The organism is Comamonas sp. GB3 AK4-5 (assembly GCF_041320665.1).
Classification (GTDB): domain Bacteria; phylum Pseudomonadota; class Gammaproteobacteria; order Burkholderiales; family Burkholderiaceae_C; genus Comamonas.
On sequence record NZ_CP166730.1, the window covers coordinates 2,587,658 to 2,612,375 of the forward strand.

20 protein-coding genes are annotated in these 24,718 nt (G+C 59.6%); 8 read left to right on the plus strand and 12 right to left on the minus strand.

What is annotated here, in order from left to right; genetic code table 11:
- Window positions 1-4: 4 nt before the first annotated feature.
- On the plus strand, window positions 5-2,005 hold the full coding sequence (locus ACA027_RS11715) for a hypothetical protein (protein ID WP_370678413.1): 2,001 nt from the start codon (window positions 5-7) through the stop codon (window positions 2,003-2,005).
- A 397-nt stretch (window positions 2,006-2,402) separates the two neighbouring features.
- Here ACA027_RS11715 and ACA027_RS11720 read toward each other — a convergent pair whose 3' ends face one another.
- Window positions 2,403-2,906, minus strand: coding sequence for a hypothetical protein (locus ACA027_RS11720; protein ID WP_370678414.1), 504 nt, complete (start codon window positions 2,904-2,906; stop codon window positions 2,403-2,405).
- 234 nt (window positions 2,907-3,140) lie between these two features.
- Here ACA027_RS11720 and ACA027_RS11725 point away from each other — a divergent pair, with 234 nt between their 5' ends.
- On the plus strand, window positions 3,141-4,640 hold the full coding sequence (locus tag ACA027_RS11725) for a hypothetical protein (RefSeq protein ID WP_370678415.1): 1,500 nt from the start codon (window positions 3,141-3,143) through the stop codon (window positions 4,638-4,640).
- A 96-nt stretch (window positions 4,641-4,736) separates the two neighbouring features.
- On the opposite strand, the gene ACA027_RS11730 is transcribed toward ACA027_RS11725, so the two are convergent.
- The gene (locus tag ACA027_RS11730) at window positions 4,737-7,763 is read right to left on the minus strand and encodes an autotransporter outer membrane beta-barrel domain-containing protein (RefSeq protein ID WP_370678416.1); all 3,027 of its coding nucleotides are present in this window, start codon (window positions 7,761-7,763) and stop codon (window positions 4,737-4,739) included.
- A 520-nt stretch (window positions 7,764-8,283) separates the two neighbouring features.
- On the opposite strand from ACA027_RS11730, the gene ACA027_RS11735 reads away from it, so the two are divergent.
- The 3 genes from ACA027_RS11735 (at window position 8,284) to ACA027_RS11745 (ending at window position 10,628) form a co-directional block, all read left to right on the plus strand.
- Entirely contained in the window at window positions 8,284-8,883 is a 600-nt protein-coding gene (locus ACA027_RS11735; RefSeq protein WP_370678417.1) for a TetR/AcrR family transcriptional regulator, read from the plus strand.
- 77 nt (window positions 8,884-8,960) lie between these two features.
- Window positions 8,961-10,151 (plus strand): FAD/NAD(P)-binding oxidoreductase, encoded by a 1,191-nt coding sequence (locus ACA027_RS11740; protein ID WP_370678418.1) that lies wholly within the window; start codon window positions 8,961-8,963, stop codon window positions 10,149-10,151.
- Window positions 10,152-10,184: 33 nt separating this feature from the next.
- Entirely contained in the window at window positions 10,185-10,628 is a 444-nt protein-coding gene (locus tag ACA027_RS11745; protein ID WP_370678419.1) for a DUF1641 domain-containing protein, read from the plus strand.
- 53 nt (window positions 10,629-10,681) lie between these two features.
- On the opposite strand, the gene ACA027_RS11750 is transcribed toward ACA027_RS11745, so the two are convergent.
- Entirely contained in the window at window positions 10,682-11,662 is a 981-nt protein-coding gene (locus tag ACA027_RS11750) for a DNA-binding protein (RefSeq protein ID WP_370678420.1), read from the minus strand.
- A gap of 355 nt (window positions 11,663-12,017) precedes the next feature.
- Between ACA027_RS11750 and ACA027_RS11755 the strand changes: the two genes are divergently transcribed.
- Complete coding sequence (locus ACA027_RS11755; RefSeq protein WP_370678421.1) at window positions 12,018-13,052, plus strand: site-specific integrase; 1,035 nt, start codon at window positions 12,018-12,020, stop codon at window positions 13,050-13,052.
- Window positions 13,053-13,141: 89 nt separating this feature from the next.
- On the opposite strand, the gene eda is transcribed toward ACA027_RS11755, so the two are convergent.
- The 6 genes from eda to ACA027_RS11785 all read right to left on the minus strand — a co-directional run bounded on the left by eda (window position 13,142) and on the right by ACA027_RS11785 (window position 19,301).
- On the minus strand, window positions 13,142-13,804 hold the full coding sequence (eda, locus tag ACA027_RS11760) for a bifunctional 4-hydroxy-2-oxoglutarate aldolase/2-dehydro-3-deoxy-phosphogluconate aldolase (RefSeq protein WP_370678422.1): 663 nt from the start codon (window positions 13,802-13,804) through the stop codon (window positions 13,142-13,144).
- Window positions 13,795-15,636: a phosphogluconate dehydratase gene (edd, locus tag ACA027_RS11765; protein WP_370682568.1), complete on the minus strand. Its 1,842-nt coding sequence runs from the start codon at window positions 15,634-15,636 to the stop codon at window positions 13,795-13,797. Before edd ends, eda begins: the two co-directional genes overlap by 10 nt.
- Before the next feature lie 148 nt (window positions 15,637-15,784).
- Window positions 15,785-16,789 carry a TRAP transporter substrate-binding protein gene (locus ACA027_RS11770; protein WP_370678423.1) on the minus strand — a complete coding sequence of 335 codons (1,005 nt, stop codon included), beginning with the start codon at window positions 16,787-16,789 and terminating at the stop codon, window positions 15,785-15,787.
- Window positions 16,790-16,876: 87 nt separating this feature from the next.
- Window positions 16,877-18,157, minus strand: a complete 1,281-nt coding sequence (locus ACA027_RS11775) for a TRAP transporter large permease (protein WP_370678424.1) — start codon at window positions 18,155-18,157, stop codon at window positions 16,877-16,879.
- Window positions 18,158-18,190: 33 nt separating this feature from the next.
- Window positions 18,191-18,691, minus strand: coding sequence for a TRAP transporter small permease subunit (locus ACA027_RS11780; RefSeq protein ID WP_370678425.1), 501 nt, complete (start codon window positions 18,689-18,691; stop codon window positions 18,191-18,193).
- A 34-nt stretch (window positions 18,692-18,725) separates the two neighbouring features.
- On the minus strand, window positions 18,726-19,301 hold the full coding sequence (locus ACA027_RS11785; RefSeq protein ID WP_370678426.1) for a gluconokinase: 576 nt from the start codon (window positions 19,299-19,301) through the stop codon (window positions 18,726-18,728).
- A gap of 256 nt (window positions 19,302-19,557) precedes the next feature.
- On the opposite strand from ACA027_RS11785, the gene ACA027_RS11790 reads away from it, so the two are divergent.
- Entirely contained in the window at window positions 19,558-20,652 is a 1,095-nt protein-coding gene (locus ACA027_RS11790) for a LacI family DNA-binding transcriptional regulator (protein ID WP_370678427.1), read from the plus strand.
- Between the two features lie 450 nt (window positions 20,653-21,102).
- Window positions 21,103-22,836, plus strand: coding sequence for a methyl-accepting chemotaxis protein (locus ACA027_RS11795; RefSeq protein WP_370678428.1), 1,734 nt, complete (start codon window positions 21,103-21,105; stop codon window positions 22,834-22,836).
- Window positions 22,837-22,917: 81 nt separating this feature from the next.
- Here ACA027_RS11795 and ACA027_RS11800 read toward each other — a convergent pair whose 3' ends face one another.
- The 3 genes from ACA027_RS11800 to ACA027_RS11810 all read right to left on the minus strand — a co-directional run bounded on the left by ACA027_RS11800 (window position 22,918) and on the right by ACA027_RS11810 (window position 24,634).
- On the minus strand, window positions 22,918-23,211 hold the full coding sequence (locus ACA027_RS11800) for a YciI family protein (RefSeq protein ID WP_370678429.1): 294 nt from the start codon (window positions 23,209-23,211) through the stop codon (window positions 22,918-22,920).
- Window positions 23,212-23,245: 34 nt separating this feature from the next.
- Entirely contained in the window at window positions 23,246-23,710 is a 465-nt protein-coding gene (locus ACA027_RS11805; RefSeq protein ID WP_370678430.1) for a VOC family protein, read from the minus strand.
- 87 nt (window positions 23,711-23,797) lie between these two features.
- Window positions 23,798-24,634 (minus strand): ElyC/SanA/YdcF family protein, encoded by an 837-nt coding sequence (locus ACA027_RS11810; protein WP_370678431.1) that lies wholly within the window; start codon window positions 24,632-24,634, stop codon window positions 23,798-23,800.
- Window positions 24,635-24,718: the final 84 nt, after the last annotated feature.

Below are 24,718 nucleotides of genomic sequence, written 5' to 3' on the forward strand. Positions count from 1 at the left end.
CGAGATGGTTAAACGGTCAATTCTGCAAATTACGGAGCTTGGACAACTTTTCGAGGGGTATTCTGAAGGTCTATTTACGATCACCCGTCCGCTGAGCAACATCGAATATGAAAATGGTACTTATGGCGAAATATACGTAAAACCAAATAAACGACTTTCAAAAATTTTTTCATCTGATCGTGAACTATTAGTTTTGATCACCAACTTCCCGGATCAGCAGCAAAGAACAATCCATGCACTTAAGCAGCAGATTGATGCCTCCCTTGGAAGAGTTGAAACTTCACTAGCTGTTCTCGTTCATGCGGATCCAGACGGAAATCACAAACTAAAGAATTGGGGCCGCGAGCAAGGAATTGCCGTTCTTCCCATTTCGTCCATCGACTCGTTTTCTGATAAAGCCACTTTTGAGCGGAATTTGCTTCAGGATTTTTTCTCGAATGACCCGTTCGATGTCACAGGTCCTGTTTCCGATGATGCTCGTTTTTTTGGAAGGCGCTCCGAAGCGCTTGACATAGCTCGACAACTCCAAAGCGGCCAAATACGCTCATCACTCGGAATCAGAAAAATTGGAAAAACGTCCGTCTTAAACAGGGTGCTACATGAGGCAAAGGCTAATCATGGTGCAGTGTGCGTGATGATCGACTGCTCGAAGGACGAGATCTGGGCACAGACAGCACCTGAACTACTGCAATCAATTTCTGACGCTGTAGGGCGGGCAACCCGGATCAGTCCACACTATGCAGAGGTTGAAAGCACTACAAAGTCGAGTCGTGACTTAAGCAACGCTCGTCGTAGTCTGCAGCAGGAGGTTAATTCAGCAAATGGCACAGTCATACTCTTTTTTGACGAAGTCGATTACATCACGCCCAGCAGCCCGACAGCGCGTGAAATTTGGACAGAGAACTTCAATCCATTTTGGAGAAATCTTCGGGCAGTCACACAAGAAGCATCCCGTTCCAACCGAAACTTCTCGCTCTTTGTGTGTGGCGTATCGAGCAAATGGTTTAGAGAAGAATCGGTAAACGGAGTTGAAAATGCAGTTCTATCATTCATCCCCGAGGAGTATCTTTCACCACTTGCATCTAATGCTATCGCCGCGATGATACGCTCCATTTCTAAGGTCGCGGGTCTATCCTTTGACGACAGTACGGCTGAATGGATAGGATACTCGTGTGGAAATATGCCATACTGGACTCGAAAGGCATGCTCATATATTCATCGTCATATTGATGTTCGAGATCGCCCATGTACGGTTCCTCGCGAGACCGCAGAGCGACTGATCGGGGAGTTCATGGAGGTTGAAGGGGCCGCAATTGCAGAAGTTGCGTTAAACCACCTATTCAAGGTGCACCCGGAGATTTTCGATTCAGCGAAGAGCATTACAGATGGTAATATTCATAATAAAACTGAGCCGCTGGTCTCAACCCTAATGCGATACGGCGTTGTAGCAGAACGCAATGGACGCATCGCACTTGCAAGCTCAATGCTCTTCCAAGGTATGCAGCTTTACCTCCAAAAGCGTGGTTCTGCTGAGCCATCGGAGTCAATTCCAGAGGCCGCTCAGAGCGCCGCGCTAAAGCTTACGATTGACGAATGGGCCGATGAACTAGCCCTTATTAATGCGACTCGGAATAAGCTCGAAAAGAGGATGCGTGCGCTCTCTTTGAATTTCATTAAATTCACCTGTCTGCAGGATAAATCGAAAGGGACTGCTTTGATCCGCATACAAGCATGCGTTGAAAAGATGCGGCTTGATAGACTGAAGCACCTGCCCGCTGATGATTTAGTTGAAAAACTCCTATGGTCTGAGCTCGTAAGGCTAGTGGAAAAAGAATGGGGATTGTTCTCCCCTATTTTTAATGATTTACGTCTTTTTAAAGAGCACTCTCTTGTAGTCAATGACCGCCCTGATACTCATGCCAAGGACGCTGATGGAGCTGACCTAGCACATTACAGACGTTCGTTGCGATGGCTGGAGGATGCGGTGCATAAGGCAAGCGCATAAGCTTTATCGTTCTCACTGCTATCCACGACGATCCTGGCTGGTTTCTGTTACTGATAACCCATCCTGCTGCAGCCTAGTTTTAGCCAGTTCTATTACTGATAACCTGCCAGACCAGGCTGAACCGGCCCCAACCCCTCCAAGCAAGGCAGGGGGCCAATGGGCAAACCGGGGTATTTTTCTCAAAGCGATAGCGGGGAACGCAGGCGGCGTCTGCGCGCCAAGACTTCACCAAAAAAGAAGATCCACAGCGCAAGTCGGCACGCCGCCCGCGCGATGGGCTGTCAAACTGCGGCCCCAGCCGCAAAAGGCTTGTCTGTGCTGCTGCGCTCTGAGGCACGATATTTCACGGACAAGGGCCGGTGCAGTCACAGCACGGCTGTCACATTTCGCGGAATGCCTAACATCGGGCCGCTGTTGTGCTGCGGGTGAGCAGGCGCCACGCCCGTGACTGGGTGAGCCGGTAGACCTTGGCCGGGCATGCGGTGGCTGTCGGCTGCGTGGTGGTGTAGCTCAATGGCAGGCCGAGGGGCGCAGCCACAAGCTGCACGGTCAGCACCTTGCAGCGCCGTTGCCGTTTTGCGCTGCCGTCTGCATTGAAGCCAGCACGCATAAAACGGCGGCAGGGCTTTTGCCCCTCCAGTGCTTGGCCTGCGGGCTTGCCAGTGCTGTGCGCCAGGAATTTGCGCAGTGCCGGGCTGTCAATGTGGCTGACATTGCTGCGCGACCACACACAGGCAATTTCGTGGCGTTCTGCGGGAGTCAGCCAATCGAGGGCGGCCAGGGCGATGCGTGCGCGCCGCTGCCAGCTGCGGCGTTCGGGCGTGCCTGGACTGGCGCACCGTATCTTGAAGAAAAGATAAGGCAGGTCGTATGACGAACGGGTCAGGGATTTGCCGCGCATTTGGATACATTGGTAACGCCTTTTTCCCTTGTGCCAGAACTGTTATTTGAAGGGGTGACCGTCCAATCTGCGCATGTTTCCACTGGTCTAGGTTGCCAGTTGACTTAACATAATACACATCGTATTTCTTTCCTATAGATTGCTCCACAACTGCCGAAATGGATGGATGCTTGTGCATCCGTTGCGGCAAGCGAAGGCAGTTGTCCAAGCACAGAACAAGAATTGGGAGGATTTATGAGCAGCATCGTGCTCTCCAGCGCAGGTTTGCAGATACCGCCAGGCCCGGGGCCGCAGAAAGCGCAAACACCACCCGGCATCCCCGCTGCAGCGCTGCGCCCCGAGACTCCGGGGCCATCTACCCAGCTAACGCTGGGCAAGCCGGCCGATCTGGCTTCTGCGGTGTATGCCAAGCCCCAGACGCAGCCAAGTACCCGGCAGGCCTGGAGCGGCCCATCGAATGACCGCATCAGCAACCTGATGCTCCAGAACTTCAATGCCCAAAAGCACGGTTTGCTGAACCAGTCCAGAGGTCTGGGGCGGCTTCTGCTGGAGGGCTTTGCCATTGGACAGACCAATTACCGACAGACTTTTTCTTCCTACGCTGTCACGGATACCCACGGCAGCAGCGATGCAGCGCGCACGCAGGAATTGCTGGCACTCGACACCGCGCGCCTGACGTCCTCTCGCGTGAGCATGCAAATCCAGACCCGTTCCGGGCAGACGGTGCAGCTGCAGATCGCATTCAAAAATGGCTTGGATGGCCAAAATGCGGGTTTGCATGTGGAGGCCAAAAGCTCCGGGCAGCTCAGCGACAGCGAGCGCAAGGCCATTGCCCAGCTTGCTGAAGGCTTTGAGAGCGTGCTCACGGGCCTGGCGCAAGGGCAAGGCCCGCGGCTCGATCTGGCGGGGATCATGGCCTTCGACAAATCCGTCCTGGCCAGCTTGTCGCTGACGGTCAAAGACTACGCCACTGATGCCGGCGTGCAGTCGTTTGCCCTGCAACTGAGTGACAAGCAGCGCACGCTGAATCTGCGACAGCCCCAGCGGGATGGCGTCAGCGAGTTGTCACTGAACCTGAATCCGGCAACGCCCATGTTGGGCGCTTCATTGCAGCAGCGCCAGAGCGCCATTGCCCAAATTCTGCAGCAGCTGGACGCCTCCGCGCAGCGCAGCCATGCAGCTGATGCACAGCTTGCATTGTTCAAACAGGCCTTTACCCAGCTGCAAGAACTTGCCCCGCCCTCACCCAGCAATGCCGCTGCGGTGAACAAGCTGGATGCCATGCTGCAGCGCCAGGTTCCGGCCTTGCTCAGCGGGTTGATGGACTACCAGGGCAGCTTCAGCGGTGATTTCGAGCGCCGCAACAGCAAAGGCCTGGTCAATGAGCAGGGGCAGGCCCGCCATGAAATCAGCCAGACCACCACGCTGCAAAAAGACCAAGCGAATGGGACTGCTGTGGTGCTGCAAAAGCAAAGTGAAAAAGTCAGTGCCCAGTATCTCCGGGCCCGCAACGATGCCACGCTGGAGCCTGAAAACGGCAATTACGACAGCTATGACATCCAGGACCAGACCACGCGCACCACGCAGATCGCTGCGGCCGATGGAAAGCTGACCCAGGCCCAGCAGTCCACTGATATCAATCTGCAGCGGAAATTCACTAGTTTGGCGGACTTCAAGGTGCAGGAGCAACGCACAGACCCCGTGCGCAAGCAGTTGGTCCAGCAACTGCTCTGACTCCCCTCTTCTTCTGGCTGCCAAAATAAACACAGGGGATACGGCATCCCCTGTGTTGTGCGTGCAAGTCGTACTGAAGGGAAGGTACTGGGCTGGTCAGAAGCTGGCTCTAAAGCCCACTATCCCTTTGAGGGTGTGAGAGCTGCCGGGATCATGGAAGCCAGCAGCGGCAGAGAGCTCGCCATAAACGCTGTATTTGTTGCGGCTCCAGCTGTACTTACCGCCTACGCCAAACTCAATCCAGAGGCGGTCTTTTTCATTGTTGAATTTGACACCACCCACATCGACCCTCGTGCCATTCAAGAATTCATAGTTCAGATTGGCCACCCCATACACATTGCGCTTTTCATAGTGGTTGGCAGACCATTCCTTGTCCAAGGCCACGCCGAAACGCGCACGCAAGCTTTTTCCGTTGTCCAGCTTGACCCTGGTGCCATGGATATCGGTGAACTGGTCAAAACGCGCCTCAGAAAATATCAACTGGGTCTGCGGGCTGACCGCAAATTCTTCATCAATACGGTATTTTTTGCCCAGCTCGCTGGACAGCGTATAGCCCGAACCCTTGTTCTTCTTCACCAGGTCACCGCTACTGGTTTGAGAGCTGAGATCGCTGGAGTGCCAGCCCAGCAAGGCCTGGTTGTCCATATAGAAACCATCTTGCCCATACCAGGTTCCACTCAGCCCCAGTGCCCACATCTCGCTCTTGATCTTGCCACTGGCCAGCTCGTTTGACCGGATCTTGCTATCCCCATTGGCATATTGCAGATTGAGCCCGCCAACCATCCTGCCTTTTTCATCTTCGGAGAAAGTGCGGTCCACCCCGGCCTGCAGCAATGTGATGTTCTGTGAATAGCGGTTGTCCACGGTCGCGTGGAATGGATTGACACGGGTGGTGCTGTGTTCCACACGTACCCAGGCGCCCTGCTCCTTGGCTTGGAGGTTCTCTGCATCACGGTCCAGCAACCAATAGCGGTTACCCACCCGCTGCCGCAAGGTGGGCAGCTCATAAAGCCCCAACAAGGTCAGCGGATACAGTGCATAAGGCGCAACCGGATCACCATAACCCGTATTTCTCAAATACCAGTTGCCATTGCCTGGATTGGATTTGCTACCTTGGTACAGCTGGTAGGCATAGGCGCCGCTGATGATGGCGGGAGCACCATTCTTGGAGTCATTGCTCAGCAAAGAGAACTTGGCATTCGATGCGCCGGCCACATCGATAATTTTGATGCCTTCTTTGGTTTCTGCACCCACACTATTTTGCTTGTTGATTGCAATAAATCCTGTACCCGAGGTGTTCCCCCTGACATACAAGATATCGGTCTTGGATGCATCATCGTTCAACGTACTATTCAACGACAAGATGCCATTGCTAGAATTGAAATTATTCGCGGAGAGTGAGGTTCCTACATGGCTGCCAAATCTCACCAAGCCATGGTTATTCAGGTCGGCTATGGTTTGATCGTGATCATTCAAATTCACGCCACCGCCAGCCCCCACATGGTAATTGGATTGATAACTAAAAACAGATGTGGCGCCTGCTTTCAACGTACCCGCATGGATGTAGGTTTCACCTTTGTAGTCACTGATTCCATTGAATACGGTGGTGCCCGTATTTAAATGGCTAACTATCAAATTCCCCTGCATCTTTGAATCAAAATTCATTGTTCCCTGGTGATTGAAATTCAAGTAAGCATCACCATCACCGCCAAGCACTGTAGGTGCTTTCAAAAAACCAAGCGTTGCCCCATCACCTATATTGATAACGCCTTTGGAACCAACATCCTCCGCCACAGAAACCACACTGTCTTCCGTGAAGGCGGCATTTTGATTGATATTCAACATGCCATTTCCACCAGAACCCACAAATGTACCAAGCTTGCTATGGACATAGGATGTGGCACCACTCACATTGGCAATTGCCTGGCTCCCGGTATTGGCGGCTATATAGAATTCTCCGGCAACATCCAAAGAGCCACCTTGGCGGATATTTAGTACACTCTCCCCGTCAATGGATAGATAAAATCCTCCCGTATTGCTCCAGTTTGAATTTTCACCTTCAATATTAACCGTTACAAGCGAGCCAGATCCATTTGCGATGCCAGAGTCTACTCCCGTGACTTTGGCGCCACCCGTCACATTTACTAGGCCTATAGATCTGGAGTCAAAACCAGCATAAAAATCACCAACGGAAGCTGTGGCTTTATCATAGACGTTTAAAACTGCATAACCTCGCTCAGCGAAATCCCAGCTAGGGCTTGTCAAGTGTGCATTTTCACCATGCACATTGATTTCTGCAGTAGATCCACTATAGTATGCAGAATGCATACCGGTGCTTATATTCACCGTAGCCTGGTCAATATTCAAAACCCCATGGCCGGAGTAACCCACATTAATTCCTGCTGCATTCAGAACAGCACCATCTAGCACATTGATGATGGAGGTGTTCTGGCTTCCTGGCGTATTATATCCATATGCCGCAAGAATCCACGAGCTCAAGTTTGCTTTGGACCCTTGTCCTTTTATGGTGAAAATATCTTTAGATACTCCCAATCCATTTCCCATATCAAGGCTTTGGCCATTCAGCATGTCAATCTGACCGCCATTCTCTATGACTATTTCGGAATTTCCACCTTTTCCCGAAAAGCTACGGTTGCCAACTGTCAACTTGGCATCCTTGCCACTGATGGTTAACTTTCCGAATGAGCCCACTCCATCACCAAGTTGAAATTGATCAACAGTTAGCCCTGCACCACTCCCAATAATGAGCTCACCAATTTTTTGCGAATTCCCAATGGCAAGATTTTTTATTTCGTAGTTTTCCAGTAGCCCTTCGATAATCAAGGACTGATTTCCAAATTTGTTGAGGACAATATCACTGAGATTGTTGGGCAGACCAGACGACCAGTTGCCTGGGTCTGACCATTTATTCGAATGATTGCCCGACCATTCATCAGCAGCAAATGCGGCAGGCATTGGAATCAAGAGCGAAGACAAAGCCACGGCCACAGCTTTGAGTTTAAAATCCTGTTTTTTACGTTCTCTCTCCCTTGTTTTATCAAAATAAATACCAGGGTTATTATTTTGTTTTTTACAATAAATCAATGAGCCTTTTTTATTCATGAATTTCCCTCTCTAGCTTCTGTGGGTTGTGAGATTCTCTGTAAATCCTAGTTACAGATTGAATTTTGCACCCGCCAGTTTTTCTCTTTTCTTTGTAGTCCCGTCCTTACGCTTTCGCATCCACTCCTACGCAGATGAAGGTGAGCTCCTACAGACCTGTATGCATTCAATCATCTACTTGTGTGCTGATGACCATAAAGTGCAAGCGGCAGATAATTAATTTCAAAAAAATAATCAATAACAGCGCTCAAAAATGACAAATGCGTTGTATTGACCGCGATTCAAAAATATCTAAAAAAGCATCCACTCTCATTATTTTCACGAGTGAAATACAGACTCAATTTCTACTCATATATCTTCTGATGGGTGCTCGCAGGATTCCTTTGGGACGCTGAAGGTTGGAGACAGGCCTTCGCGCGTTTGACCGCGTGCTAGCGGTTTGTCACGCCTGGGGAAACCCGTGTGGCGCTCCCGCGCCGGCATGCACAAAAATGAAACGAAGATTCGTTCTACTTTCATTGTGCAAAACGAAAAACTGACCTTCTTTCCCCACGGGGGCTCACGCCATGTGCAGACCTTGCGCGTTGCGCTGGGCCTGTTCGTGAAGCGGGGCTTCTTCAACACCTCCATCCAGGACTTATGCGCCGAGGCCGGGGTGTCCATAGGCTTTTTCTACAACCACTTCTCTGACAAGGAAGGCATTGCGCGCGAGCTGTACCGGCATCTGCTGGCACGCATGAATGTGCTGCTGGATGAGATTGAGGAGCGGCATGCCAGCTCCCGCGAACGCTGCGAGGCGGTGCTGCGCATGTTGTTTGGCCTGGCGGAGGCCGAACCGGAGGCCATGGGTTTTGTGGTGAATGCACGCCACCGGGAGTTTTTGCCGGAAGAGCAAGCGATCTGCTCGGCCTCGGCCTTTGTGCGCATGCGCGGCTTTGTCTTTGCCGGCATGGCGGAAGGCGAGATTCGCGACATGAACCCCATGGTGGCGGCCAGTCTGATGTATGGGAGCGCCATTCGCATGATCTGCCTGCGCCTGGACGGCTTGGTGGACATGTCGATCGAGCAGCTCTTCGAGCCGATGTGGGACGGTGTCTGGCGTTCGCTCAAGCCGGACTGAGGTCTGCAGGTTTATCCGTGCCGGCCTCCAGCGGGCGCCGGTTGTTTTTCGACTGAAAGTGAACAGGAGTAGCAGGGATGGCGCATCACATATTGATCATTGGTGGCGGCATTGGCGGGACCATGACCGCCAATCATCTGGTCACCAAGCTGTATCCGGAGGTTCTGGCCGGCAAGGTCCGCATCACCATGCTCTCCAACTCTCCGTGGCATTACTACAAGCCGGCCTTTATGTATGTGGCTTTCAATGCCTTCTTCCGCGATGAGCTGCGGCGCAAGCAGCGCAGCCTGCTGCGGCCCGAGATCGACTTCCAGGTCGAAGAGGTGGAGAGCTTTGACTTTGCGCTGCAGAAAGTACGCTGCAAGAGCGGCAAACAATTTGGCTATGACCACCTGGTGATTTCCACGGGCTGCATCCCCTCCCCCGAGCGCATTCAAGGCCTGGCCGAAGCTGGCGACCATTTCTACCAGCATGCGGCTTCACGCCAGTTGGCGGACAAGCTGGCACGCATCGAAAAAGGCCGCATCTTCGTGACCGTCACCTTCCCCAAAACGCCGAATGTGCCGCACCAGTGCGGTATTGCGCCGCTCGAGACCACCTTGATGCTCGACGATCTGCTGCGCCGGCGCGGTGTGCGCGACAAGGTGGAGATCGTCTACACCTACCCCTCGGTCTCGCAGCTGCTGCGCAATTGCCTGTTCCTGCAAAAAGACACCTGCGAGATCTTGCCCACCGTGTTCACCCAGCGCGGCATACGTTTTCAGCGCGGCTTCACGCTGTCGCATGTGGACCCAGACTCCAAGGTGGCCTATTCGGAGGAAGGCCAGTCGGAGAACTTCGACATCCTCATGGCCACCCCTCCCATCCGCGCCGTACAGGCCGTGCGCGACTGCGGCCTGTCCCAGGCCCAGGACGGTGAAGGCTGGCTGCCCACCGACCATGAAACCATGCAGGTGCTGGGCATGGAGCATGTCTATGTGCTGGGCGACACCGTGGACCTGCCGGTCAGCAAGGCCGGTGGCTCCTGCCACAGCCAGTCGCCGGTGGTGGTCAACAACATTGCCTCGCAAATCCGTTTCGGCCGCACCAGCGATGCCTACGACGGCCGCGTCGTGGCCATTGCCCAGATGGGACTCGATGATGGCATGCCGCTGTGGTACGACTACAAGGTCGACGTCAAACCCACGCCGCCCAACAAACTGGGGGGAATGATGCGCAAAGGCTTTAACCGCGGCATGTACTGGGCCGTGGCACGCGCACTGATCTGAGCGGTATCGCGTGCATAGAAAAGGAGATTCCAGATGAACCACGTTTCCGATGTTTCCGAACCCAAGACCCAGTCAGGCCGTGCTGCTGCCGCCGGTTTGCTGCAGGACGACGCCGCTTTGCAAGGACTGGCGGAGCTCATGGCCAAGCTGGAGCCGCTGCTGGCGGGCCGGCGCCTCAACCGTGTGGTCGATCTGCTGTCCGTGACGGCCGATGTGGTGGACATGAGCGACGCCTATATGGTGGAGAAGATGGCCAAGGCCTTTGAGGAAGGCGTGGGCATGACCTGGGCAGCCGGCAATGCGGCGCGCATGGCGGCCGCCAAGATGGAGCGCATGGAAGAAACGCCCTCGCTGATCGGCCTGCTGCGCATGGCCAAAGAGCCCGAGGTGCGGCGCGGACTGGCGTTTTTGCTGTCCGTGGCCGGGGCGCTGGGGCGCCAGCATGCTTACGACCCCATAGACTACACGGCAGACTGATCCACCCAGCCTTGCCCTTCTGAAAGCTGCCGCTCTGCGGCAGCTTTTGCGTTCTAGCGACGGTTTTTGCGCAATGTCTTGGCCGGCAGACCGCGCCGTGGGGCAGCCGGGCGGGCCGAGCGCAAACGCGCAGCCGCATCGGCGGCCACCGGGGCCTGGAGTTGCGGATCGCGTGCTGCTGCCAGGGCCTTCAGGTCGGCCACACGCTCCTGCGCAGCGCGCAGCGCCTGCTCGGCCGACAGCTGCCCGCCCCTGGCCTGCACCAGCGCCTCTTCGGATTGCACAAAGCGCAGGTGCAACTCCTCATGGCGCGCCAGCGCCCTCTTCTCGCCATCGGACTGCTGCTTCTTCTGCGCCGCCAAGTCCTGGCGGGCGCGGTCCAGATCGGCCAGCATGCGGCGCTCGTTGCCGGCGAACTGCTCCACTAGGCGCTGGCGCTCGCCCGCCGCCGCCTGCAGGGCCTCGGCATGCTGCTGCTGGTCTGCCTCGCGCTGCTGCAGCTTGGCCGTCAACTCCAGACGCAGGGCCTGGATGCTGGATTCCCGCTCCTGCAGCAGCTGCTGCATTTCATCCAGCCGGCGCGACAGCTCCTGCGCCTGGCTGCGCGCCAGCTTCATGGCCTCGTCCATGGCTTTTTTCTGTTGGTGCATGGCCTCTTCGCGCTGTACCAGGTGCTGTTCATTGGCGGCCAGCGTTTTCTCGGCCCCGGCAATCAGGGCCTCGCGCTCCTGCAACTGCAGCTGGGCCGCTTGCTTGGATTGCTCCAGCGCGGCTTGCCACATCTGCAGCGCCGCCTGGCGCACGGGCTCGGGCACATCGTCCGCCGGCGCCTGGGCGGATTCAGACACCCCCAGCCTTGGCCCCAAGGTCGCAAACCAGCCTTCCAGCAAGGGGCTGACGGTATTGGGTGAGCCCCGCCCTATGTGCTGGCGCACGCGCTCGATGGTGGGACGCAACCCCTGGGCAATCAGCGCATCAGCAGCGGCCCAGACATCGGCTTCCTGAATGCCTCGCGGGCTTTTTGCGGTGTTCATACGGAAATCCTTTTTATTACCCACGATAAGTGATTGTTATCGTGAGTTATTTATCTATTGCGTAATACATCATATGTGAGATGTATTTAATCATACATATGATGTATTCATACAGCTGAATTCGATACATTACAGCCACTCAGCCCCTGCGAAAGCTGCCTGGCGGCGTTTTTTGTCAGCCCAGCAGCCCACAGTGCCTCCACAGCGCCTCCCAACCCGCTTTCCCCCATTCCGCCAAACAGTCAAGTCCCTGCCGGCTTGGGGCGACAATCGCTTTATGTCTTCTGCTCCGCTTCCGCCCTCCTCTGTGCCGGCTGACTTCCATGCCGTCGGCCGCTCAGGGCTGGCTGGCGATATGGCCTTGCTGCCCGCCTCGGCCAGACAGGCCGTGCAGGAGCTGCTGCGCGAAGGCGAATCGGGCCATACCCGCATGAGCTACCAAAGCGCCATGCGCTACTGGGCGGGCTGGCATGCCCTGCGCTATGGCCAGCCCCTGCCCTGGCCGCTGCCGGTGGCGGTGGTGCTGCAATTCATCGTCGACCATGCCCAGCGCCAAACCACTCAGGGCCTGGCCCATGAAATGCCCCCCACCGTGGACCAGGCCTTGGTGGATGCGGGTTACAAGCGCAAACTGGGGCCGCCGGCCCACAACACCCTGGTGCATCGCCTGGCCGTGCTCTCCAAGGCCCACCAGGTGCATGGCCTGCCCAATCCCTGCCAAGAAGGTGCGGTGCGCGAGCTGCTCTCACGCACCCGCAAGGCCTATGCGCGCCGGGGCGAGCAGCCGCAAAAGAAAGACGCATTGACCCGTGACGTACTGGAGCAACTGCTGGACACCTGCGACGACAGCCTGCGCGGGCTGCGGGACAAGGCCTTGCTGCTGTTTGCCTGGAGCAGCGGCGGGCGGCGCCGCTCCGAGGTCACGGGGGCGGATATGCGCCATCTGCGTGCCGTGGGCCCGCAAGACTATGTGTACACCCTGGCGCATTCCAAAACCAACCAGTCCGGCCTGGATGCACCGGAAAACCACAAGCCCGTCACCGGCCGGGCGGCGGCCGCCCTGCGTAGCTGGCTGGCCGCCGCCGGTATTCAGGAAGGCGCCATCTTCAGGCGCATACGCAAGGGTGGCCATGTGGGCGAGCCGCTGACGCCGGCCGCCGTGCGCGACATCGTGCGCCAGCGCTGTGCCCTGGCGGGTGTGGAGGGTGATTTCTCCGCCCATTCCCTGCGCTCCGGCTTTGTCACCGAGGCCGGCCGCCAGAACGTGCCCCTGCCCGACACCATGGCGCTGACCGGTCACCACAGTGTGCACACCGTGATGGGCTACTACCGCGCTGACACCGCCCTGCAAAACCGCGCGGCCCGTTTGCTGGACGATCCCACCTCATAATTTTGATAGCTGCGGGTACTTGTACTGCCTTGTTTTCAGCATCAAAACCGTCTGAAACCAAGGCCGTATCTATACAGACAGCTCTTTATTTATGCAGCGCCTGAATGATCCCGCATCGGCTCCCGCAATGCCGCCGCGCTGCGGGCCAGCGCCGTGATCTGCGCCCAGTCGCCACGCGCCAGGGCATCTGCCGGCACCAGCCAGGAGCCCCCCACGCACACCACATTCGCCAGAGCCAGAAACTCGCCCGCATTCGCCGCCGAGATGCCGCCCGTGGGGCAAAAGCGCACATCGGCAAACGGCCCTTGCCAGGCCTTGAGCATGGCGGCGCCACCGGCCTGCATGGCGGGGAAGAATTTGAGCGCGTCAAAACCATCGGCCTGGGCCTGCATGATTTCGCTGCTGGTGGCCACACCCGGAAGCAAGGGCAGCTCCAGCGCCTGACAGGCTTGGCCTAACGCACAGGTATAGCCAGGGCTGACAGCAAAGCGCGCACCGGCGGCATGGGCCGCACGGGCATCGGCCGCATTGCGCACCGTGCCGGCACCCACAATGGCCTCGGGCACAGCCCGGGCGATGGCTGCGATGCAGTCCAGGCCCTGGGGCGTGCGCAGCGTTACCTCCAACACACGAATCCCACCAGCTACCAAGGCTTGTGCCATGGGCACCGCATGCTCCACTTTCTGAAGCACGATGACCGGGATCACCGGTGCATCCTGCATGATGGACAACGCCGTCATCTCTACAGCCATGTGCAAGCCCCTTCCTCTGCGCTGAGCGCGTGGCGCCGGAATCCGGCAAACAGTTCACGTCCAAAGCCCCGGCTGTTGGCCTGTTGCAGCGCTTGCGGCATCGGGGCCACGGGGCGCGCATGCCACTCGGCCTCGTCTACCAGTGCATCCAACTGGCCGGTGCTGGCATCCAGGCGCAGCAGGTCGCCGTCGCGCACACGCGCCAGCGGGCCACCGCAGCCGGCCTCGGGCGAGACATGGATGGCCGCCGGCACCTTGCCCGAAGCCCCACTCATGCGCCCATCCGTGACCAGGGCCACCTTGAAGCCCTTGCTCTGCAGCACGGCCAGCGGCGGTGTGAGCTTGTGCAGCTCGGGCATGCCGTTGGCGCGCGGGCCTTGCCAGCGCACCACACACACCACGCCGCCTGCGGCGCTTTCCTGGCAGATGCGCTCCAGCGCTCCGTCATTGAAGGCCTGCAGCAGCGCCTCCTGTGAATCAAATACCCGCGCCGGCGCCTCGATCACATGGCGGTCCTCGGGAACGGCACTCACCTTGATCACGCTGCGCCCCAGATTGCCCGCCAGCAGCTTGAGGCCCCCCGTGGCGCTGAAGGGCTCGCTGGCCGGACGCAGCACCGACTGATCGCCCGATGCTCCGGCCTCGCGCCAAAGCAGCCGGCCACCTTCGGCCTGGGGAATGCGGGTAAAGGCCTGCAAGCCCTCTGCGTGCACGGTGAGCACATCACCATGCATGAGCCCGGCCGCCAGCAGCTCGCGGATCACATAGCCCGGCCCGCCTGCGGCCTGGAACTGGTTCACATCGGCGCTGCCATTGGGGTAGACGCGGGCCAGCAGCGGCACCACGGCCGAGAGCGCGGAAAAATCATCCCAGTCGATGACCATGCCCGCGGCCCGCGCCACGGCCACCCAGTGGATCAAATGGTTGGTGGAGCCGCCCGTGGCCAGCAAGGCCACCATGGCATTGACGATGCAGCGCTCGTCCACCACACGGCCAATCGGGGCAAAGCGCCCCGCCCTGGTGATAGCCAACACGCTGCGCATGGCCTGGCGCGTGAGCAGTTCACGCTCGCCGTCACCAGGGTGAATAAAGGCCGTGCCCGGCACATGCAGACCCATGGCTTCGAGCAGCATCTGGTTGCTGTTGGCCGTGCCATAAAAAGTGCAAGTGCCTTCACCATGGTAGGCGGCCGACTCGGCGGCCAGCAGCTCCTTGCGGCCCACCAGGCCCTGGGCAGCCTGCTCGCGCACCTTGGCTTTGGCAGTATTCGACAGGCCCGAGGTCATGGGCCCGGCCGGCACAAACACCGTGGGCAGATGGCCAAAATGCAGGGCACCAATCAGCAGACCGGGCACGATCTTGTCGCACACACCCAGCATCAGCGCCGCATCAAACATATCGTGGGACAGCGCAATCGACGTGCCCTGGGCAATGGCGTCGCGGCTGAACAGCGACAGCTCCATGCCCGGCGCGCCCTGGGTGACGCCGTCGCACATGGCGGGCACGCCGCCCGCCACCTGGGCCGTGGCACCCTGCAGGCGCGCCTCGTCCTTGAGGATGTCGGGATAGCGCGAAAGCGGCGCATGGGCCGAGAGCACATCGTTATAGGCCGTGACGATGGCCACATTCGGCGCCTTCTGCTCGACGATGCGAAAGCGGTCCGCCCCCGGCAGGCCGGCAAAGGCATGGGCCACATTGGCACAGCCCATGGACTGGGCTCCGGGCGGGCGGGCCGCCATGGCGTCCACCTGCTCCAGATAGGCGCTGCGCGCAGCGCGGCTGCGCTCCACAATCCGCCGCGTGACGGCCTCAACAATGGGGTGAAGTTTCATATCCATGATTCGCAATCAAGCGTACGCCTTAGAAACTGGCGCACTCCAGGTCAGAGACACCGCGCAAGGGCCGCCCCGCTGCGCCGGTGTCGTCCCCCCCGCGCAGCGAGAGGGGGAAGGCGCGATAGCGCCTCAGGGGGAACTGCGCCTAGCGCAGTTTCTTTAACTCGTCTTGGGTTTGCTTCCACAGTTCCTGGCCCACGGCGCTGGCCACCGATGCATGCACGCTGCTGAGCTTGGTGCGCATGCGATCGGCTTCGGCGGCGGACAGCTCGTTGACCTGCATGCCTTTTTGCTTCAGGTCGGCCAGGGCCTTGGCGGCTTCGGCCCGGGTGTCCTGGCGTTCAAAGTCGCGGCTTTTTTTGGCGGCGTCCAGCAGCACTTTTTGCTCGTCCTTGGAGAGGCCATCCCACCATTTCTTGCTCACGGTGAGGATCCAGGGGCTGTAGACATGGTTGGTCACCGTCAGGTACTTCTGCACCTCATAGAACTTGCTGGACAGCACGGTGTTGTAGGGGTTCTCCTGGCCATCCACGGCCCTGGTTTCCAGCGCAGTAAACAGCTCCGAGAACGGCAGCGGTACAGCATTCGCACCCAAGGCCTTGAAGCTGTCCAGAAAGACGTTGTTCTGCATCACGCGCAGCTTGATGCCGTTCAGATCTTCCAGCCTGGCCACGGGCTGCTTGTTGTTCGTCAGGTTGCGAAAACCGTTTTCCCAATACACCAAGGCCACCATGCCCTTGGGCTCCAGCGTGGCCTTGATGCGATCGCCCACGGGCCCATCCAGCAAGGCATCGGCCTCCTTGGTGTTGTTGATCAAAAACGGGGTATCCCACAGCGCCATCTGCGGGGCCACACCCACCAGGGTGGCGGTGGAGCCCACCATCATCTCCTGGGCACCACCAATCAAGGCCTGCTGCATCTGCGTGTCCGAGCCCAGCGCGGCATTGCCGATGGCGCGGATTTTCATCTTGCCGCTAGTGGCCTTTTCCACCTCCTTGGCAAAAAAGCGCGCCGCGCGGCCCTGGTTGGAGTCGTCCACCAGGCCGTAGCCAAAGCGCACGATGCGGGGTTTGAAGTCCTGGGCCTGTGCGGCCGTGGTGGCCATCAGTGCGGCGACTGCCACGGCGGCCAAAGCGAATCTGCGTTGCATGTCTGTCTCCTTATGCGGTGTGAAAAATGGGCTTTCCGCCTCTAATGCTTGTGTACAAAGCGTCGCGCGCTATAAAAAACAAAGCCATCAATGCATCCACTGCAGCGGTGCCGTCACGATCTGCGGAAACAGCACCAGCAGCACGGCCAGCAGCACATAGGCCAGCAGAAAAGGCGTGGTGCCCTTGATCACGGTCTCCATGCGCAGCCGGCCCACGCCTGCCACCACGTTCTGCACCGTACCCACGGGGGGCGTGATCAGGCCGATACAGCCCACATAGATGAACATGAAACCGAAGTACACCGGGTCTATGCCGGCCTTCACCGCCAGCGGGGCGCACACCGGGCCGAAGATCAAGATCGTGGGTGTCAAATCCATGGCCGTGCCCACCACCAGCAAAAACAGCATCATCAGCGCCATAAAGGCCATGGGGTTGCCCAGCACGCCGGAGAAGGCATCGGCCAGCAGATTGGGCAGATCGGCCAGAGTGATCATGTAGGCCGTCACCGTGGCCGCACCGCACAGGAACATGACCACGGCCGTGGTCTTGGCTGCGGCCAGAAACACCTCGTACAACCGGGTCCAGCTCATCTCGCGGTAAACCACCATGGAGACAAACAAGGCATAGACCGCGGCCACCACGGCGGCTTCGGTAGGCGTGAACAGCCCGCCCTTGAGGCCGCCCAGAATGATGACGGGCATCATCATGGCCCAGAAGCTTTTGAGCAGTGCCTTGAGCCGCGCCCCCCAGCCTATGCGCACGCCTTGAGCGAGCTGGTATTTGCGCGCAATCCACCACCAGGCAAAAACCAGGAACACGCCCATGATCAGCCCCGGCACAACACCCGACAGAAACAGCTTGCTGATGGAGGTATTGGTGGTCACGCCATAGATCACAAAGGGCATGGAGGGCGGGATGATGGGGGCGATGATGCCGCCCGAGGCCAGCAGGCCTGCGCCGTAGCTGTCCGGGTATTTGTGGTCGCGCATCATGGGCAGCAAGATGGTGGCCAATGCGGCCGTGTCGGCAATGGCCGAGCCGCTCATGGAGGCCAGCAGCACGGCCGCGCCAATGGCCACATAGCCCAGACCGCCCCGGATATGGCCCACAAAGGCGCTGGCCAGATCGATGATGCGGCGCGACAGGCCACCGGCATTCATCAGCTCGCCCGCCAGAATGAAAAACGGCACGGCCAGCAGCGGGAAGTTGTCAAAGCCCGCCTGCAGGTTCTGGGCCAGCAGCTGGGAGTCAAAAAAGTCCAGATGCCACATCAACGCCACGCCGGTGAGCACCAGCGACTGTGCAATCGGCATGCCGATCACCATGCCGCCGATGAGCACGAAGAGAAAAATAAAGGTCACAACCATGGTGCGCAGTCCCTATGCAATGCTTGGCAAGATTCATTCGATATCGAGGAGGCCCGCATCGCGCTCCACCGCCGCGCCGCGGCGTATATCGCGCGCCGCCACCACCAGCAGGCCCACGGCCAGCACCAGGGTGGCGGCAGCACCCAGGGCCAGCGGATAGCCCAGCACCGTGCTGTAGCTGGAAAGCCCGGCCACCACCTGCGCCCAGGAGCCCCACAGCAGCAGCACCATGCAGACCACCACCAGCAGCTGCGTCAGCCAGAACAGATAGCGGCGCGTCACCGGGCCCACGCGTGCGGTCACCAGGTCAAAGCCCAGGTGGCTGCCTTCAAAAGCGGCCACGATGGCGCCGATGGCCACCAGCCAGACAAACAACAGGCGGGAAATCTCCTCGTACGACACCAGGCTGGTGTTGAACACATAGCGCAGCACCACGTTCACGAAGACGGCGACGACCATGCCGGCCAGGGCCGCCACCATCAACACCTCGGCCATGCGCTGCAGGCGCGGTTTGGACTTGGTGGCAGTGGACATTTTTGGGGGATGCATGGCGTAAACCTCCTCGTACTCAGGGGTGGGATGGGTGAGAGACGGGTGCAGCAGCCAACCAGGTGGTGACGCACTGCACGATGTCCGCCAGTGGCAGCGTGGCATCCACGCTCAGCACGCCGGGCTCGCCATCGGGGCGCTCCAGCGTGGCAAATTGGTTGGCCACCAACTCCGGGGAAAAGAAATGGCTGGCACGTTCACGCACGCGCTGCAGCGCGGTGGGGTAGTCAAGGTCCAGAAACACAAAGACCACAGGGCCCGCCCTCTTCGCCTCGTCTGGCCCGCTGCGCAGCTGCTCACGGTATTTGCGCTTGAGGGCCGAGCAGGTGAGCACCACGCCTTGGCCCGGGGCAGCATGACCCGCTGCTGCCAGCAGCTGCACCAGGCGGTCCAGCCAGTCGGCACGGTCCTCATCGGTCAAAGCGATGCCCTCGCGCATCTTGCCCACGCTGGTTGCAGAGTGATAGGCATCGCCTTCATGCAAGGCCCAACCCAGCGTATCCGCCAGCTGCTGGGCCACGCTGGACTTGCCGCAACCGGAAACGCCCATGACGATCAGCGCCCTTGGCTGCAAAGTTTGGTTAGCGCTATCCATGGAGTGTAAAAAAAGGGCCAGCACGGAGGGTGCGGCGACCGGGTTGAAACCATGCCCCATGCGCGAAGTGGCATGGGGCTGCGAAGCTGTGCGTACGGCATGCATGGCGCTTGCCGTCACGCTGAACACAGCGTTGGAACCCAGCGCATTGGCGGCACATACCATGCACGCCGCTGCAAGAGAAAACGCTGCAACCATGAACTGGTTAGCGCTATCATAACTACGCCACTGCACCAACTCAGACTAGGAAAATCCCTTGGCCAGCAAAATTTCGCCCACCGATCTGCTTCGTTCCACGGACAAAAACCGCTCGCCGCGTGCCAGCGGACGCGTCACGCTCAGCGATGTGGCCCAGAGCGTGGGCGTGAGTGCCATGACCGTCTCCCGCGCCCTGCGCGGCGAGCGGCGCGTGGACCCGAAGCTGGTGGCGCAAATCCAGGCTGCGGCCCAGCGCATGGGCTATGTGCCCGACCCTGCCGCCCGCGCCCTGGCCTCGCAAAAAAGCAGCCAGGTACTGGTGCTGGTGCCACTGCTGTCCAACACCTTGTTTGTGGACTTGATCGAGTCCATCCACCGGGTGCTGTTTGCGGCCGGCTACCACGCGCTGATCGGCGTGACCCACTACGACCGCAGCGAAGAAGAGCAGCTGCTGCACACCTATTTGCCGCTGCGCCCGGCAGGCCTGCTACTCACCGGCTTTGACCACAGCCCGGCTGCCCGGGAACTGCTGGCGAGCAGCAAGATTCCCTGCGTGCACATGATGGAGCTGAGTGCCGAAACCGATGCACCCCACCCCGCGCAGGAAGCCATGTCCTCTACACCTTGCGTGGGTTTTTCGCAGACACAGGCCGGGGCGGCCATCACGCGCCACCTGCTGGAGCGCGGACACCGGCGCATTGGCTTTTGCGCAGGCCAGCTGGATGCGCGGGTGATGCAGCGCGCGGCCGGATGGCGTGCCGAGCTGGAGCAGCAAGGCCTGTACGAGCCGTCGCTGGAGATACTCAGCCCCCAGCCCACGTCCATGGCCCTGGGTGCCGAGCTGCTGGCGCAGGCATTGCAGCGCCGCCCCGATATGGACGCCCTCTTCTTCTGCAACGACGACATCGCCCAGGGTGCGCTGCTGGAAGCCTTGCGCCGCGGCATTCCCGTGCCCGAGCGCCTGGCCATTGTGGGCTTCAACGACCTACCCGGCAGCGACCAGATGCTGCCGCCGCTGACCACGGTGCGCACGCCACGGGGCGCCATTGGCGCCGAGTCCGCACAGATGCTGCTCTCGCTGATGCAGGGCAAGCCTGTTGCGCAGCCCCGGCTGGACCTGGGCTATACGCTGGTGGTGCGACAAAGCAGCTAGGCCTGCGGCTTTGTCGCATGCATTTTCATAGCACCCTTCGCTGACCCATACAGCGCTGAGGGAGGAAGACACGCGAACTTTTCTGGTACGCCAAGGCTGGGCGAGACCAGAGCCACGGCCACAGCGCCTGTGCGCATTTCGCCCTCGTACATGACCGTACGCATGGGCGCAGGACAAGGCTCGGCCGCCTTGTCCATGTGCGGCGCGCCCGCCCAGCCTTTGGGACTGGCTGGACGGGCTTCCCCGCCCCAACTCGGCCCACCCACAATCTGAAACATCAAAAAATCCGTGCCTCTTGGCCAGAGAACAAGCGGATATCGCGTAGGAGGAGACGCTCCCTTGGCGCTGCTCCAGACCGTTCAGACCATGCGTACCTTGCTGCCTTCGTACGTTGCTTGCCGGCCGCAAGCCTTGCCTTAAAGGATCTGCTCTATGTTTCAAGGATTAAGGGTGTCAACCAAGTTGCTGTGGGGCTTTTCCATAGTCGCTCTCATTGGCGCTGTGGTTGGTCTCTTTGCCGCCTACAACATCGTCAAGATCGGCGATGGTGCCCAACACCTGCACGAGTACGACCTGATGGGTATTTCCTATGCCAAGGAAGCCAATATCGACCTCATCTACATCAACCGCTCCATGCGCGATGCCATCCTGGCAACCACGGCCGAGCAACGCAGCAGCGCCCTCAAAAGCATTGATGACAACATCGCCCTGACCTTGTCCAACCTGGAAAAAGCCAGGCCGCTTTTCTGGTCGGACGCCGGCAAGGAAGCCTTTGACAAGATCGACGGCTCCTGGAAGACCTATATCGAGCATGTGGCCCAAGTCAAGGCGCTGGTCAGCTCCGCCCCGCTGGGCCAGCAGTCCGAAGCGGTCGGCCTGGTGTTCGGTCCCTTCCTGGCCCAGGCCCAGACCCTGGACGACCAGATCACAGCCTCCACCAAGGTGAAAGAAGAAAACGCCATCCTCTACGCCAAACGAAGTGCACAGACCGCCAGCTTTGTGACCTGGGCCGTGGTGGGGGGCAGCCTTTTTGCCTTGGTGCTCGGGATTGTCATCGGCATTTTGTTTTCCCGCGGACTCATGCGGCAGCTCGGTGGCGAGCCCGCCCATGCCGTTGCCATCGCCTCCCGCATTGCCGAGGGCGACCTCAGCCACTCACCCCAGGTCAAGCCCGGGGACAGCAGCAGCATCATTGCCGCTCTCAAGGCCATGCAGGAGCAGCTCAAAAGCGTGGTCAGCCAGGTGCGCACCAGCAGCGACAACATCGCCACCGGCTCCACGCAAATTGCCAGCGGCAATGCCGATTTGAGCCAGCGCACCGAAGAGCAGGCCGGAGCGCTGGAGCAGACCGCCGCCACCATGGAAGAGCTCAGCAGCACCGTGCGCAACAACGCCGACAATGCCAAACAGGCCAACCAGCTGGCCCAGGGCGCGGCCACCATCGCCAGCCAGGGCCGGCAGGTGGTGGACCAGGTGGTCAACACCATGCAAGGCATCAGCGAAAGCAGCCGCAAGATCGGCGACATCATCGGTGTCATCGACTCCATCGCCTTCCAGACCAATATCCTGGCGCTGAACGCGGCCGTGGAAGCCGCCCGCGCCGGCGAGCAAGGTCGCGGCTTTGCCGTGGTGGCCGGCGAAGTGCGCACCCTGGCCCAGCGCAGCGCCGAAGCGGCCAAGGAAATCAAGGCCTTGATTGGCCGCAATGTGGAGCATGTGGAGCAAGGCACGGCCCTGGTCGATCAGGCCGGCAAGACCATGGGTGAGATCGTGGGCTCCATCCACCGCGTCAGCGACATCGTGGCCGAGATCTCTTCCGCCACCACCGAGCAAAGCGACGGCATAGACCAGGTGGGCAATGCCGTCACGCAGATGGACCAGGTCACCCAGCAGAACGCGGCCCTGGTGGAAGAAAGCGCCGCCGCCGCCGAAGGCCTGCGCACCCAGGCCCAGCAACTGGTGCAAGTGGTCTCGGTGTTCAAGCTGGATGACGCCGGCTTTCTGTCCACCCCCTCGCCCATGGCACCCGCCAGCGTCAAGCGCAGCGTGGGCAGCAAACCCGCTCTCAAAACCGCGGCCAAGCCCATCGCAAAAGCTCCGGCCAAAACCCCAGCCATTGCCAGATCGGCTGCGCCCAGCGTGCCTGCCGCAGCGGGCGCTGATGATGATTGGGTGGCGCTCTAAACCGCCCCTTCCAACGCTTTCCCCTGCCAGCACCTTGGGTGCTGGTTTTTTTTCGCCCTTTGCCGCCTACGGCACCGCCATCTACAGTGTCGCCACCCGTTCCGGAAAAGCCTTGCCCCAGGTGCGCAGCTCGTAATGGCGTGCGCCACGCAAAAAATACGGGTCTTGTTCCACCAGTTGCACGGCCCGTTCGCGGCCGGACACCTCGAGCACCCACAGCCCGCCGACATAGTCCCCCTCCGGACTGTGGCGACAGCCCCCGGCCAGCACGATCTCGCTGGCGTGCTGGTCCAGATAGGCAAGATGCGCCTCGGCCAGCTCGGCACGCACCTGCAGCATGGCGGGGGTGTCGGTGAACACTGCTATCCAACGCATCTCAGAGCTCCTGGTTGAAGAGGCTTAAAGGAGCTTAACCCAGGGCCGCAATCACCTCGGCAGGTGCCTGCACCAGCTCGATCAGCACACCCTCGCCGGCGATGGGAAATTCATCATTGCTCTTGGGGTGCAAAAACGTGATGTCATAGCCGGCCGCGCCCTTGCGTATGCCACCCGGGGCAAAGCGCACGCCATTGGCCGTCAGCCAGTCCACGGCCTTGGGCAGGTCGTCAATCCACAGGCCGATATGGTTCAGCGGCGTGGCGTGCACGGCAGGTTTTTTGTCAATGTCCATGGGCTGCATGATGTCGACTTCCACCTTCATCGCGCCCTGGCCCATGGCCAGAATGTCTTCGTCCACATTCTCGCGCTCGCTTTGGAAGGTGCCGGTCTGCGTCAGGCCCAGCATGTCCACCCACAGTTTTTTCATGCGGGACTTGTCCGTGCCGCCGATGGCGACTTGCTGGATGCCGAGGACTTTGAAAGGACGGGTGCTCATGTGAATGCTCCTGGATTGGGAGCTTCCAACGCTGATTGAATATGCGTTAGAAGCCTGTTTTTCATAAATTGCAGCCGCCCGGTCGGCTCACACCTCGCCCAGCAACCAACTGCTGCCGGCGGCAAAGTATTCGCGCAGCCAGGCGTTGTAGCGTGTGGCCAGCGGCGTGGGAGCGGCCACGGGCAGCATGCCGGACAGGCCTTGCTGGCGGGCAATGCCCATGGCGCGCATCAAGTGAAAGTCGCTGCTGACCAGGGCCATGGGGGCGCTGGCCTCCACGCCGCGGGCCTGCAGCAGCGGACGGCTGAGCTGCAGATTCAGCTCGGTGCTGGTGCTTTCGCCCTCGATCACCAGCCGTTCGGGCCCTATGCCGTGTTCGAGCAAATAGCGCGCCATCACGGCGCCTTCGCTCTCCGTCTCGCCCCAGTCCACCCCGCCGCACACGGCAATCAAGGCCGTGGGCTGCAGCCGGGCAAGTTGGGCGGCCGTATCCAGCCTGCGGGCCAGCACCGGGCGCGGCCTGCCATCCTTGGTGCCACTGCCCAGCACCACAATGGCTTCCACAGCCGGCACCTGGGCGGGCTGCAGGCCCTGGCCCAGCATCTGGCTCCAGAACACCAGCACGCTGAGCACCCACAGCGCAAAAGCACTCCAGCCCAAGGTCCACCAGCGGGCATTCGCACGGCGCTCATGGCGCCAGCGCTGCAAGCCCGTCCAGAAGCAGACGATCAACAGCGCCGCCGTGCCCAGGATGGCGGGAATGAGCACGCCAACATTGAAATGGCCCGAAGCCATCAACACCAGGGCGTTGCCCAGCATGGCGACACCTGCCAGGGCCAGCAGCCAGCGCTGCAGCCTTTGCCAGGGGTTGCGCCTTGCGGAAGGGCCAGAAGACAAAGTGGCCAGAGGGGCTTTCAAATACATAAGGGAGCGGGTGCACAGAGGGTGCGCAGGAGGCGATAAAGGGTGAGAAATGGAGGGTTCTGCACGCGGCGCGCCGCGTGAACC